General features: G+C 61.0%; 15 protein-coding genes. 7 read left to right on the top strand and 8 right to left on the bottom strand.

Annotated features, from left to right (window positions below):
- Window positions 1–708 precede the first annotated feature (708 nt).
- Entirely contained in the window at window positions 709–1245 is a 537-nt protein-coding gene (locus tag AC5RWA_RS09630; protein WP_494057440.1) for a serine hydrolase domain-containing protein, read from the top strand.
- Window positions 1152–1883 (top strand): serine hydrolase domain-containing protein, encoded by a 732-nt coding sequence (locus AC5RWA_RS09625; RefSeq protein ID WP_494057439.1) that lies wholly within the window; start codon window positions 1152–1154, stop codon window positions 1881–1883. Before AC5RWA_RS09630 ends, AC5RWA_RS09625 begins: the two co-directional genes overlap by 94 nt.
- 248 nt (window positions 1884–2131) lie before the next feature.
- Here the strand turns inward: AC5RWA_RS09625 and AC5RWA_RS09620 are convergent, their stop codons facing one another.
- From AC5RWA_RS09620 to AC5RWA_RS09605, 4 genes are all read right to left on the bottom strand, one after another.
- Window positions 2132–2782 (bottom strand): hypothetical protein, encoded by a 651-nt coding sequence (locus tag AC5RWA_RS09620; protein WP_494057438.1) that lies wholly within the window; start codon window positions 2780–2782, stop codon window positions 2132–2134.
- Between the two features lie 362 nt (window positions 2783–3144).
- On the bottom strand, window positions 3145–3543 hold the full coding sequence (locus AC5RWA_RS09615) for a hypothetical protein (RefSeq protein WP_494057437.1): 399 nt from the start codon (window positions 3541–3543) through the stop codon (window positions 3145–3147).
- 74 nt (window positions 3544–3617) lie between these two features.
- Window positions 3618–3875, bottom strand: a complete 258-nt coding sequence (locus AC5RWA_RS09610) for a transposase (protein WP_494057436.1) — start codon at window positions 3873–3875, stop codon at window positions 3618–3620.
- On the bottom strand, window positions 3818–4315 hold the full coding sequence (locus AC5RWA_RS09605) for a transposase (RefSeq protein WP_494057435.1): 498 nt from the start codon (window positions 4313–4315) through the stop codon (window positions 3818–3820). Before AC5RWA_RS09605 ends, AC5RWA_RS09610 begins: the two co-directional genes overlap by 58 nt.
- A gap of 575 nt (window positions 4316–4890) precedes the next feature.
- On the opposite strand from AC5RWA_RS09605, the gene AC5RWA_RS09600 reads away from it, so the two are divergent.
- Window positions 4891–5487, top strand: coding sequence for a LysE/ArgO family amino acid transporter (locus tag AC5RWA_RS09600; RefSeq protein WP_494057434.1), 597 nt, complete (start codon window positions 4891–4893; stop codon window positions 5485–5487).
- A 17-nt stretch (window positions 5488–5504) separates the two neighbouring features.
- Here the strand turns inward: AC5RWA_RS09600 and AC5RWA_RS09595 are convergent, their stop codons facing one another.
- Window positions 5505–5846, bottom strand: coding sequence for a DUF7793 family protein (locus AC5RWA_RS09595; RefSeq protein WP_494057433.1), 342 nt, complete (start codon window positions 5844–5846; stop codon window positions 5505–5507).
- A 118-nt stretch (window positions 5847–5964) separates the two neighbouring features.
- Between AC5RWA_RS09595 and AC5RWA_RS09590 the strand changes: the two genes are divergently transcribed.
- From AC5RWA_RS09590 to AC5RWA_RS09580, 3 genes are all read left to right on the top strand, one after another.
- Window positions 5965–6829 (top strand): IS5 family transposase gene (locus AC5RWA_RS09590; RefSeq protein ID WP_494057432.1). Its coding sequence is split into 2 segments (ribosomal slippage): window positions 5965–6306 and window positions 6308–6829, totalling 864 coding nucleotides; the frame shifts between segments, so codons are not numbered across the junction.
- A gap of 193 nt (window positions 6830–7022) precedes the next feature.
- Window positions 7023–7382 carry a hypothetical protein gene (locus tag AC5RWA_RS09585; protein WP_494057431.1) on the top strand — a complete coding sequence of 120 codons (360 nt, stop codon included), beginning with the start codon at window positions 7023–7025 and terminating at the stop codon, window positions 7380–7382.
- 419 nt (window positions 7383–7801) lie between these two features.
- Entirely contained in the window at window positions 7802–9121 is a 1320-nt protein-coding gene (locus AC5RWA_RS09580; RefSeq protein WP_494057430.1) for a BTAD domain-containing putative transcriptional regulator, read from the top strand.
- A gap of 564 nt (window positions 9122–9685) precedes the next feature.
- On the opposite strand, the gene AC5RWA_RS09575 is transcribed toward AC5RWA_RS09580, so the two are convergent.
- Window positions 9686–10063, bottom strand: coding sequence for a DUF7793 family protein (locus AC5RWA_RS09575; RefSeq protein WP_494057429.1), 378 nt, complete (start codon window positions 10061–10063; stop codon window positions 9686–9688).
- 562 nt (window positions 10064–10625) lie between these two features.
- Here AC5RWA_RS09575 and AC5RWA_RS09570 point away from each other — a divergent pair.
- Window positions 10626–11090 (top strand): hypothetical protein, encoded by a 465-nt coding sequence (locus tag AC5RWA_RS09570; protein ID WP_494057428.1) that lies wholly within the window; start codon window positions 10626–10628, stop codon window positions 11088–11090.
- Between the two features lie 289 nt (window positions 11091–11379).
- Here the strand turns inward: AC5RWA_RS09570 and AC5RWA_RS09565 are convergent, their stop codons facing one another.
- Window positions 11380–11892, bottom strand: a complete 513-nt coding sequence (locus AC5RWA_RS09565) for a GNAT family N-acetyltransferase (RefSeq protein ID WP_494057427.1) — start codon at window positions 11890–11892, stop codon at window positions 11380–11382.
- Window positions 11893–12317: 425 nt separating this feature from the next.
- The gene (locus tag AC5RWA_RS09560; protein ID WP_494057426.1) at window positions 12318–12839 is read right to left on the bottom strand and encodes a helicase associated domain-containing protein; all 522 of its coding nucleotides are present in this window, start codon (window positions 12837–12839) and stop codon (window positions 12318–12320) included.
- Window positions 12840–13343: the final 504 nt, after the last annotated feature.

Below are 13343 nucleotides of genomic sequence, written 5' to 3'. Positions count from 1 at the left end.
GACGCGTGCCCGAAGCTGTCAGGATGAGGCTTAGGACTTCCGTGAAGGGCTGTCTGGTAATAACCGATTAGGTTGTGAATAGCGGCGATAAGTGGCGCCGAATTTGCAGCGCTCCATGTCGCAACATGGGGGCGGAACGAGGAGCAGTAGCCGAGTCGCTTTACTGGCAACCACAGGACTGTCTCACAGCTAGCTGCGGGATGGTTTGAAAGCTGCCGTGGGCTCCGATGACCCGAAGGGCTTCTTCGGCGATTTTAGGGGCAGGAGACGTGCAGTCGGTTACCTGCTAGCTTCCCCACCAGTTTCCGCTTCTTTTGCGGCGGCTTTAGGGCCAGAATTGGAACCGTTAGCAATGGATTCAAATCGGGAGTTGGCCATGATCCAGGCCCTGCTGTGCAAGCTGAATCTCCGGCATCACTGGCACGTTGAACATGCCGAGGACGGAGGCTTGTACACGCGTTGCTTGCGCTGCGGTAAGGATGGTGACAGTGGCGACGGCGCCCGAAACGGCTGGGCCCTGACGAGGTGGTGGTAAGTCTGCCACCTTCGCCCGTCGGTGGAGACAGACAGTCAGGAATGGCACTCGATCGGGCAGGAGACAGTACTTAAAATTGAATCGCTGGGACTAGTGCGCCGAGGAGCCCTTGACCGGGGGCGGCGTAGTGAGCGGCCCGCCCCCTTCAGCCCTTTCATTTATCTGGCGGCGTCATGAAAACGTCCTTCTTTCCTTTTCTTAGCGCAGTGGCCGCAATGGCGCTGGCACTGGGCGGGTGCACTTACTCCGAACCCGCACCCGGGCCGGCATCCTTCGGCAGCGCGGCACCGCCCACCAAGTCGATCGATAACACCATGCGTGCGTTTGTGGACCAGGGCTCCGTCGCCGTGGTGGCGGACGTCAGGTGGCCGGGAGGATCATGGTCCCGGGCCTATGGCGTCCGGAACCTGGACTCGAAGGAATCGGCGACGCCCAATGACCAGGTATTCGTCGCGAGTATCACGAAGTCCATGACCGCCGTCTCGGTCATGAAGCTGGTGGAAGACGGCCTCATCGGCTTGGATGATCCGGTGAATGCTATCCTGGACACTTTCACCTCTGTCCTCAAGCCGCCTGGACCCGTTACCGTCCGACAGCTTCTGGGCACACCTCGGGGATGCGTTCCTTTCAGGAGGTCACCGAGAAAACCGCCGCCGATGTCCCACGCGTTATCGCAGAAAACATCACGACCCAGCGAGCCCTGGAACTGACAGCACAATTGCCGTGGGAGGCCCGGGACGTGGGCTCTTTCCGCTATTCCGATTCCGCTTATATGGCCTTGGGACAGCTCGTGGAGAAGTTGCGGGGCCGCCCGTTTACCGAGGTGCTGCGCCAGGACGTGATCGATCCGCTGAAACTGGAAGACACAGCCCTCGATCAGGCCGCAGCCGCTGAACCCGGAGTGATCCGCGGCTACATCACCTACGGCGGAGAACGCCTTGATGTCACTGAAGCACCGGGAGTGCTCGGGTCGCCTGCTTACGGAGCAATTTCCACAATGTCCGATATCAACGACTTCTACGCTGCGCTGTTCCGCGGAGACCTGGTGTCCAAAGACTCACTCCACGAAATGACCAGAACCGAGGCCTTCCCGCTGTACGGCCTCGGGCTCTGGAAGTGGAACCAAGGCTGCGACGATAACCACCGGTTCGGCGGTACTGGCGGGTTCTGGACCTACCGCACCGCGTCAGTCGCGAGCACCGACGGCCAGTACCAGGCGACCATGACCTTGGTTCCGCCACCGATACCCACACCCCTCGAGGATCCGGAAACCGATGACAAATACAACCTGTGGGGTGATCAGATGGTCTCCGCCCTCCAAGAGACCCTGGACCGACTCTGCCCATAAGCCGGCGCCCATCGACAGCTACGGTTGGCCGGCTTGTCTGCAGACTCCTTCGGCCCCTTAGAGCGCATGAGTTGCGATTAGCGTCCTTGGCGCCGGGCGCAATGTCTGCAGTTGGACCTAGTCATGCGAAGCCATAGCGGTATGGCCTACGTTCTCGTCTCAAATCGGCCATGGATGTGTGGCGGGCTGAGCAGGACATCGGCGTCAACAGGCCCGCCGTCATCGTCCGGCACCGGTCCTAGCCAGTTTTATTTGCTCGCGTGGTAGCCAGTGCCGTTTTTGGCGTAAACGGCACGGTCTAGCATTTTGCAGACATCACGCGCGTCTTCTACGCGGTTTCGTGTCACCTCTGCGGATACGACCGGCACAGCAGGGTCCTGCGAGAACTGTACATCGCCGACGAATTTTCCTTCTTTGAAGTAAAGGAAGGTGGGCAGTCCGGCCTGGACCAGAGCAGCTGATTCCACCTCGGTGGGAGCGTATAGCAGCGAAGGCCCGTGCATGACAAGATGCAGTTTGAGGCCGTCTTTCGACCATGTCTCAGTAGTGCGTCCGGATATGTCCAGCTCATCAATGAAGGCACCATCTTCGCGTGTGATGTCAAGGGTTATGCCGCCGCGGTACCTAATGAGGAGGCCCCCGTCATCGGTAGGTTCCGCTTTGTACTGGACTTCGCGCACATCACCGTAAGCGAGAGTCACCTTTGACCCACAGGCCGGCACTACTTCGGTGGTGTAGAAATCATTTGGGGCAGACACGTATTTGCCGTGCGTGTCCTCCGGTGGCCAAGGGCCTACAGCCGCTGGTTCTTCCGGGTGGGCAGCTGCCGGGATAACTGAACCGGTCAACATGGCGAGAGCACATGCCAGAGGCGCGTAGAGTAATTTGAAGGTTTTCACTATGTTTCTGTTCCTGGTTTCGAATAGCCTGTATCGACGCCCGGTGGGTGGGTGGCATCGTTATAAACTTTTAGGATGCATGCTCGCACAATCCGAAGCATAACTTTCAGAAAATGGGGGGCATGGTTTAACACGAGGAAATGTGTTCTTAGCGGCCCGATGTCGGCACTAGAAGCAAGGCGTCAGGCAAATAATGGTTATGGCACCCGGAGGCGGAACGTTCGGGACGAGCCCTGACTGCGGCCAAGGAGCCGGCGCCGGCCGGCCTTACCGGCTCAATGAAGTCATGCTATTCCTCGCGGGAGCTAGAGGTCCACAATTGAACTCCCCCTTTTTTAGAGCCTTTTGTCACCTCTTCTTTTTTAGATTGTCCCAGCTAACCGCCCCTGCATCCCGGGGTACGAATCGAACGGGACCCTGAAGTCGATTGTGCGCCTTTCCAGGGAGGGGACCTGCTCGGCGAACGTGCCTCGTTCACAGCCCGGGTCAGGGCAGCGCCAGATCCGCTGGCGCCACGCCAACTGCACCCGTACTGATCCCGGGATGTCGTTCAGGACCCGCAGGCGCCGGCCCCGGCTCCAGGCCACAACCCCGCAAGCGGGACAGCCCATCAGGATCCACGGCGTGGAGACGGTCACGGTCATCAACTCCCCGTCACGCTCGACGGCTTCGACATGGAGGTCTTTCAGGCCGAGCAGTACATCGCAGCGGGTGCAAGGATCGGTGGTGGGCGCGGCAACGCACCCCGTAGTGTTGGACATCGTCGGGGTCCTCGTGATGGATCAGCATGCTTGGTCGCTACTGATCCTCGAGGATCCCGACACCTATCCTGCGCTTACCACGCCGTGGCACTCGCTCCCCGCCCAATGTCCCAAGAGCCCTTAATGCCGCGGTCGGCCAGCCAACTGCGGTCGGCCAGCCAACTGCCGTTGGCCTTGGACGTGTACCCCTTATCAGCCAAGACGCGGTCCGGGCGGGTACGGAATCTTCCCCTTCCAGGCCGTGGGACCCGGATCTCCTCGAGGGTGGCGGCCATCATGGTCGTGTCATTGATGTTGCCGGCGGTAAGGACGGCTTTGCCGTCGGTCGCCATGTAGCAGCTTGGACGTCAGCCCACCGCGGAAACGCCCGATCGCGTGGTCCGGCGGTTCGATGCCGAGTTTCATGTAATTCGAGGGGACCCCCTGTGAAGCGTGGAAGGGTCGCTCCGTGCTGGTGGACGCGCACGATCGTGGAATCGATCGAGGCGACCCAGTCAAGATCGCCCAAGGCCTCCGCTCGGGTCTGGACGTGTTCGAGAACTTTCGTCCACGTGCCATCTTTGGCCCAGCGGTCGAAGATCTTGAACACGGTGTTCCAGTTCCCGAAGTGCTGGGGTAGGTCCCGCCATGGCGCCCCGGTTCGGAACTTCCATGCAGTCCCATCCACGATCAGGCGGCGGTTCGCGACTGGGCGCCCGTTGCCCTTCCAGGCTGGAAACAGGGGTCTGATCACAGACCACACCTCGTCAGACAGCAGAAAGCGATCGCTCATCACACCAGCCAACGCCAACAAGCCCTCAAAGGGGTTTAGCAACACGCCCTAGCGGGACCCCGAAAGCCATCTGGCCGCCCAACGACAAACTGATTAGTGTCGCTCTCTCAGGCGTCACCGACCCTGACGGCGACGCCGTTGCGTTCACCGCCGCCGGCGTAACCAAGGATGAGCCCAGTGGCTACGGCAGGGACTCGAGGCTCGAAAATCCAAGCGGTTCCGCATTTTCATCCCGATGCCACGCCGAGAGCCATTGACCCCTAGAGGTGCGGTGCTTCAGGGACCACAGGTAACACGGGCTGGTCGCACACCCACACGTGTCCACTTTTCTCGACCGGACTTTGAGGATTCGAGTCACATGGTTCGAAGGCGCTGGTTTGGTTGCTCGAAGTTTTGCGTTCGCGGCGGGAGCGATAAGCGCTTTGACGATCGGTTCCCGATCGCCGCAGTGCCTGGCCATAGACCTTGGCGAAAGTGGTATCGCGCCACCAGTAACACCACGGTGACGGTGCCTGAACTAGGTTGGTCCGGCGTTATTTTCGACGCAAAAACCTGATGCGGAAACGGTCAAAACAATGTGGAGTATTTGGAGTGCCGGGTTGCTGACCGGCTTGGCACTGATTCTCGCCATTGGAGTGCAAAACGCCTTCGTACTGCGCCAAGGCCTCCGCCAAGAGCACGTCGGCACCGTGGTCCTGCTCTGCATTGCCAGCGATGCCATACTGATCCTAAGCGGCACCCTGGGCCTAGGGCTCTTGGTCTCAAATGTACCTGCAGCACTGGTAATGCTGAAGTGGGGTGGAGTTGCCTATCTTTTATGGTGGGCAGCCCGGTCTTTTGCAGCGGCACTAAAACCAGCATCGTTAACCGCTGTGGCTCCCCAATCCCGCGGACCAGTAATTGCCACGACCCTCGCCGTGACCTACCTAAACCCGCACGTCTATCTTGACACCGTGGTGGTCCTGGGCGGCCTGGCCAACCAGCACGGCCCTGATGACCGCTGGGTCTTTGCAACCGGCGCGGTGGCAGGAAGCGTCGTATGGTTTTGCGCTTTGGGGTACGGCGCCCGGGCCCTCGCCGGGTTACTCAGCAACACCAGCACCTGGCGGGCAGTAGACGTGGCCACCGGCCTGGTGATGACCGCTTTCGCCATCAACCTGAGCCTAAACTGAACGGGAAAGCTGGAGTGCTAGTCCTCTTTTAGCCAGGTCATCGCTTCGTCCATTAAGGTGAAGAACCGGGTGGGGCACGCATGGTGGTGCCGGGAGGTGTAAAAGCTGGCTATGACTTCGTCAACAGGGCTGGTGCCGACGAGGGCCATCCGCGCGAGCGGCCACGGGGCTGAGAAAATCTCCGTGGCACGTCGATCGATCCACTTCATGCTGGCCATTTCAACCAGCATTGGAAGGGTGCGCCCTGAACTTAGCTCAGCTGCGTGGCTCTTAAGAGCGATCGCTTCGGCTTCAGTGACCACTGCTCCGGGTCTCCACCGCACATGCAAAATATCCTGGCTGGAAAGCTCAATAGTCACAATGTCGCTTTGTCGCCCCCTCAGTTCCACATTTGTCTCCTCAGAACCCCGTACGCGAACCGCGTCAGTGAAATCAGCGGCAAAAGCCTAATCGTACGTTCCTTCGGGCCACCTTTTCATGACCCACCTGCAGTGGGCCCGCGTTGAGCCGTTGCTGCCCAGCTCCGACGGACAACGCGGGCGTCCGTTCCGGAACCACCGTCAGGTCGTGGAGGGCATCGCGTACCGGTATCGGTGCGGGATCGCCTGGCGGGACCTGCCGGAGCAGTTCGGTCCATGGCAGACGGTGTGGAAACGCCACCGCCGTTTTGCAGCGGACGGGATTTGGGACCGGATCCACGCCGTCCTGCTGTCCGAGGCTGACGCCGCCGGTGAGATCGACTGGACGGTGTCGGTGGGCTCGACGATCAACCGCGCCCACCAGCACGGGACGAACCTTCCCCGCAGCACAGGGGGACGTCCCGAATTACAAGAAACTCTGGGCCGAACCTGAGGATCACGCCGTCGGACGGTCCCGGGGCGGACTGGGCACCAAGATCCACCACGCGTGCGACGGGAAAGGCCGGCCGCTGGCCTTCATCATTGGACCAGGTCAAGGTTCAGACTCACGCATGTTCCCACACGTCATGGACGCAATAAAGGTTCCACGCCCCGGCATGGGACGGGCAAGGACCCGCCCCGACGCGGTGATGGGTGACAAGGCCTACTCCTCCAAAGCCAACCGCTCACTCTTGCGGGCCCGGAAAATTAAGGCAGTCATACCCGAACCTCGGGATCAGATCGCTAACCGCAAACGCAAAGGCGCCCGCGGTGGCCGGCCGGTGGACTTCGACAGCGAGGCCTACAAAGGCCGCTCCGTCGTCGAGCAGTCCTTCAACATTTTCAAGCAATGGCGCAGCATCGCCACCCGATACGACAAACTCGCCATCACCTACCGCTCCGGGGTCGCCCTCTACTCGGTCCTGATCTGGCTACGCCAATAAGGAGACACGCCCTAGGGGGGTGGGTTGCACGCTAGTCTAAGAACGAATTGAAAGCTCAGTGCCGCAACCGCCGGCCCTCGTAGGCTGGTGGAACGCGCGGGACTACGGGCGGGGATGGCTCTAAAGCCGAGTAGTGAAAGTATTTGGGGGAATTGTGTTGGATTTGAAGCAGGGGTCTTCGCCTCGCTACACCTTGAAGGATGACGGAGAGTTCCTGCGCCTGCAGTGGACACCCGGGGTCTCGATAGAAGCCGATGACATCCGCTCGACAATCGCCGCTGTCACTGCTGCATCCCCCCAGGGCAAGCGTCCGTTACTGGTGCACATTGGGCCGCTGGAGAGGATTACCCCGGAAGCGAAGCAGTTGCTCCTCGATGACACGTGTTCGGCTCGCACCGCCGTGGTTGGGGTTGACGATGTTGGCAGGGTGATCACTGCCTTCAACTACAGATCCGCCACACTCAGCCGGTACTTTGAACAGGAATCCGAGGCCATCACCTGGCTCACGGACGACATCCACTCGGGCGAGGCTTCCGGCCGCAATGGAGCCTAGCCGGCACAATATCCCGCTGTCTTCAAACTACCTCTGACAAATACAGCGATCGCACCGTGGAGACCAAGTTCGTACGAGCGCGCCGTCGTAAAGCTTACTTTCCGGCATTTTTTCCCTGCGGGCAGAGTTCGAGTGCAAATCGGGTGTGTGTCCTGCCGTGCTGGGCTACCTAGCTTTTCCCAACGTTTGTGCCTAATTATGGAATCACGCTTTCACCGGCGCTAACGTGTCAGAACGCCCTGTCTGTTCGAGGACAGCTGATGCGTTCCTCAGCGTCGTTTCTGAGTACCTGCCTCAAGTCGTAGGTGCTCGAATGGAAAGTACCAGTGGACAAGTGAGTACTGAGTACTGTTGTTCATCCTTCCATCCACAAATGCAATGGGACCCAGGCAGTACTCAACTACTTGGGGGGGACCATCGTGGCTACATTGGAGATGGCGAAGAAGAGCGGCGGTCCGGGGCAGGTTCCCGCATCACAGCAGGCGCCGGTGCTGGCGATTTCGGTTTTTGGTCCGTTGACCATCCGCCGCGGGAGTATGGAGCTGGGCTCTAATGATCTTGGCGGGCCCAAACCCCGGCAGGTGCTGGAGATCCTTTTGTTGAACTTCGGCTCGGCGGTGTCCAAGACCCGCATCATGGACCTGCTGTGGGGTGACAATCATCCGTCGGTGGCGTTGCCCACCCTGGAAAGCTATGTCAGTGTCCTGCGGCGGCATTTGCAGCCGGGCACCGGGCGGAGCGGGCCGTTGCGGACGGTCACCGGCGGCTACGCGATCGACAGGTCGCTGGTGGACCTGGACCTGAACCGGTTCGACACACTGACCAAGCAGGCCAGCCAGGCCGATGCGCCGGCAGCGCTGGCACTGCTCACCGAAGCACTCGAGATCGCTTCGGCCCCGCTGCTGGGGGATGAGCTGCTGCCGGCCTGGGCCGAGGAGGAACGGGCCCTTCACGCAGCCCGGGTCAGCCTGGCCCGGGTCCAGGCGGCCGAGACCGCCCTGGCCGTGGGGGACGTGGCCAAAGCGATAACGTGGGGCGGCGCGGCGGCCAAGGAAGACCCCCTGAACGAACGGGCCTGGACCGCCCTGATTCTGGGGCTGGAACGCAACGGCGAAAAAACCGAGGCGCTGCGGGCATACGACCGCTGCCGCCGGGTAATGGACGAAGAACTGGGCTGCGCGCCCAGCCCGGCGCTGAAGGAGGCACACGCCCGGCTCCTGACCAGCACCGCAGCCGCCCAGGGGCCAGCAGAAGCCCGTCCCTCCATCCACGTGGTGGCCGGCAGCCGCGACGCTGCACCGCAGCTGACCAAGCAGGAAACCGAACGGCTGCGGATCCTGATCGTTGATGACCACACCACCTTTTCGGACCTGCTGGCCGGGGCACTGGACCGGGAACCGGACCTGAAAAGTGTGGGGGCGGCGAAGTCGGTGGAGTCCGCGGTGACCATGTTCCGCGAGCTGCAGCCCGACGTCGTCATTATGGACCTTTACCTGACGGACGGCTCCGGCCTCAAGGCCGCCGAACACATCCTGTCGGAAGCCTCGGAAGCCCGGATCGTGATGCTCACCGGCAACCCCTCGCAGGACGCGCTGCGTGAGGCTGCCTCGATGGGTATTTGCGGGTTCCTCCCCAAAGACGGAGCCCTGGGAGTCATGCTTGACACCCTGCGGCACGCCCACCCCGGCAACATGATCGTCCACCCAGCCCTCTTCGCGAGATGGGGTGGTGCCGCCTAGTGCATCCCGAAATCTACCCAGTCAAAGAAACGGACTGGAGGATCAACAGGTCTGGACCGATGCTTCACATCCGGTGTCCTCCCCGTCCAGGGCCGTGGTATCCGCGCGGCCCTAGTCGCTGATCTGCTCCCGGAATACCTCCATACCGCTGAAACAGTGCAAGCGCAGGACCGATGTTGACACAGCCAAAGATAACCCGCAGTTCACACATGGCTCAGTTTCCCCGTCACGTGGCAGGAACCGCTCTACGCCCACGGTTCAGTCTCTCCTGTCCGAAGAGACCAGGCGGTTGTCCCATCCTATGTGTCCACCTTTGATCTAAGCCCACGCCAAAAGACATCCACGATCCCTCGCTGCCGGTCAGCCCGCCATTACCGCAATGCCGTCCATGGATGAGCGGGATCTCAGAGTCACTTGCCATGGCCATGATCGAGGACGGGCACACCGCTGGAGAAGGGGTCAGTGACGGCCCGCACCGACCCCGGCAGGAGAACTAACAGGAGCGGCCGGCGCAATCTGAGGTACGAGGCCCGTTGTCGGCCACTGATCGCGTGTGGCGTCAGATCAGGCAGGATTGAAGTTCATGAGCCACTGCATGGCTTCTGTCCGTGAGGTGAAGAAGCGTTTTGGACGGGCTGTCTTGTTCATGGCCAGGACGAAGTTGGCGATGACTTTGTCTACCGGTGAAGCGCCCAGCAGTGCTACGTGTGATGCCTGGCAGGGCCGGGCGAAAACAGCGCGGGCCCCGCGGGTCACCTCAGATGTTGTGGCCATGTCCACCAGCAGCGGGCGTTCAGTTTGACCGCATACCTCGTTCACCATGAGCATCGCTGCCTCGGCATCACTTGAATGGATGATCGCGTTGCGTGCCCACTTCAGCTGAAGGATCCCGTGTTCGTCCAAAAACAGTTCGGCTTTGCCTGATCCTTCAGACGCCGTCACGAGTACCCCCAAGGCTCCGTTCGTTCACACCCTACTGTAGACCGATTGGATAAGGCTCCGGTCGCTTGCGATGCCGCGGCTGGGTAAACATATGGGAGGCACCCCAGGGCCATGATTGAAGGCTCAACAATTGCGGTTTAGACTTGTGGGCAAGCACGCCTTTGGGGAGGTTGTATGAAACGCGTTGAATTTATTGATCCGTTCGCTGCTGAAGCCCGGGCCTCGGACACTACCTCCGCGAGTCTCAATCCGGATCCCGCCGGACCGGGCACTCCGCCGGCGCGGCGCCAAAAAAGGCCAGCTGGACCAGCTCATAGTCGCGAGCATGAGGTGCGGCGACTCATCAGGGATCTTGAGGCGCTGGCATCCAGAGACAGGTCGAGGGGGAATTGACTGGTTGCGTGCCGCAGCCTCTGCCTCAAGATTCCCGCAATTTGTCGTATTGATGGAGTAATTCTGTTTTCTGCTGGTCCGGTGCGGACTATCGTCTTTTTCAGGGCGGATGGTGCCCTTGTTTTCACGGGGGCGGGGGGCACTGGCAATGTACACAGCATCACCCGGAGTGAAGAGTTTCGGAAGCCGGCTGACGGTCGGGATAGAAGGCTCCTTCGGTGTGTTGCATTACGCGGTGCTGGCATTCCATACATTGGACAATGCGACCGGCGAAAGAGCGGACACCCGGCAAGGCCTGCTGGCGCCGCTTGAGCTGCTGGGACGCGGGTTCAGACCTGCCCGCACGGCGGATCTTGAAGACATGGTGCTCAAAGCACGGCTGGCCGGCGGCAGCGTCCGGTGCCGCGCCTCTGCCGAGGGGTTGATCCTGGTGCTGGTCGATAACACTTTGGTGTGGTCGCGGCAATACGACCCCAGGGACCCGGATACTGTCCTTTGGCTTGAAGCTGCCCGAACTGGAGACGTGACCATCCTCAGCGGTGGCGGCTTTCACGCACCCTATGCCGGGGGCGGTCACAGCGCAAACGATGAACCGTTAATGATGGCGAAGGTCCCCGCGGAGTGGGCACGCTGACGGCCGGGCTTCCCTGTGCCAGCCGCGGGTGCGAGTACGTCACCCCACCGCCGTGCCGTGGCTGACAGCCGCTTGTTGGCTTGGCTTGCGCCAGAGGGAGCTGCTCGGCTTCGGGGGACAGCAGGGCGGCAGGTTCATTCCGGCTCCGCCCTGCAGGCCTTGCCGCCCAGGACGACTTTGAGCGACCGTTTCCAAGCGCGGCGAGGTCCGGGTGGAGTGCGTGACCGGCGACAAGCAGCCGTGGGTATCAAAGCCGGCGATCGACCGGTAATTCCATGGCAGGACGGGCCTACACGAGGTCGGGTATCGCCGGGGTGAACCGGCGGAAGTCCCGGGATAAGTACAGGGCGATGGCTGCGGCGTTGGAGCTGCTTACGGTCACAGCCAAAGTCTTATGCCCGGCCTCGTGCAGGGCCTGCATGGCGTAACTGAGGAGCGTTTCAGCCAAATGCTGCCGGCGGTGGTCAGGATGGGTGAAAAGCTCTGCGATGAAAGCGGTTGGAGGTTTGTCGCTTCGGAAAGTACGTTTGACCGTAAGGATGGCGGCGCTGATGCGACCTTCTGGATCATGGGTCAGCAGGGAAGCCTGGCCGATCAAGGCACCCCGGGTCCCTTTAAGGATCGCACTCATCCTGGAGGCAGCCTCATCCGTATCCTGCCCGAGGGTTCTGCTTGGGTAGGCACGCTTATAAAGGTCGGCGAGTTCTGGCAGGTCCGCAGCCACGATGACGCGGGGCGCGGTAACAAACGGATCGAGGACCCGGGGTTCAATGAGCGCTGCGAGCGAGATCAAAGAGTCCATGACCTTACATTGCCTTCCACACTTGTGCCGGGGAGAAACTCCTAGCACCAGTGTGAGTCACGTGAACCTTTCCGAAAAGGAGCTCTCTACCCCAGAGATCTGCGTCGTGTCTGCCCTTCGGACCGGCAGCGAGAACCAGGGGCTCGGAGCACAGGGACGAAATTCCCGGTCTTCCCAAAGCCAGCCTCCTTCCGCAAGGTGGGTTCTCCCTGCAATTGGCATTGAACTCGGTCCGAACAAGTCAGCTGGGGTGGCGGCGAAGTGAGCCAGATTGAGCGGTTCTTCCCCCCCCCAATCGCTGTTGTCCAGAAGGAGCCTGACAAATCGTGCTTGCAGACGACTCCAGCGCCAGCAAAAAGGAGTACAAGCCAACTGTGCCCCTCTAGCGCCGCCGCCCAGCTACAAGATCCTGCGCAGAGTCTCCTTCAACGCTTCGCTCTTGTCGTTTTCGGGTGACGCCAGCCAGGAGCAACCTCGTTCAGTTGTGCTTCCCTGTCGGGATGCAGTTTGCCCTTCCGGTAGGCATGCCGCTGAATTGCAAGCCATTTCCCGAGCGCATACTCCTCCGGAAAAACGTCCGGGCTGACCACGGGATTTCTTCCGTGTTTGCGCACATGCTGCCCGAGCTGCTGCAACCGGGTGCTCCAAGCACTTTGGTTCCGCACGGAGCGGCGGTCACCGCCGAGAGTGACAACGTTCCAGCCCGGCAGGCCCTGCTCCAGCCGCATCCGCCTTTCGGGCAGCAACAGACCATTGCGCAGGCTTGTCCGCTGATTCCTGAGCCAGTAAAACAAAGCCCGCTCATTGGCTCTTTCGGCATGCTGCGAGGGAGCACGCCCGTGCTCCCTGACAAACCGCACATAGTCACTGAACTGCTCATCCCAGCCCGGACGCGCCCCCGGGCGCTTCCCTCCGGCGGAATCCGCTATTCTTGCCAGCCCGCTCATACCTGCACAGTACCCACCCCTGACATCATGCACGCACGATGCCAGCCAAATACACGTGCGCTGCTTGAGCCGCCCAACAAAGCGAGTCCGCCGGTGAAAAAGCGAGCGGCACGGTTTCTGCTTTTGTCCCCTACAGTTGGGACTGCTAGTTAGAAGGACAGCAACGAACGCAACGCCTCTCTGCTGGACATCACGCCCGGAAAATAAGCCTACTTACTACTTGCGGGTACGTCCAGCAGCTTGGCATTTCCGGTCAGGCCCGCGCGGCCGGAGGACGGAAACGACTGTCTCGTCAGCCAGTTGCAGGAACAGCCTGCGGCCAGGACCTCCCACAAGTGCGGGAGGCGCGCGACGATGCAGTCAACGGCTGCCGGAACCCTCAGAGACAGGCCATCACGTCGGGGCACGACACCCCTGCACTGCAACTCCCGCAAGCATGGTTCGGCACGCTCGATTTGCGTAGGGATGGAGCAGCACCAGCTGGTGTTCAGCCCCTACGGTTCC

Source organism: Arthrobacter sp. 210 2, from assembly GCF_059093025.1.
This window is presented reverse-complemented; position numbering and strand designations above follow the sequence as displayed.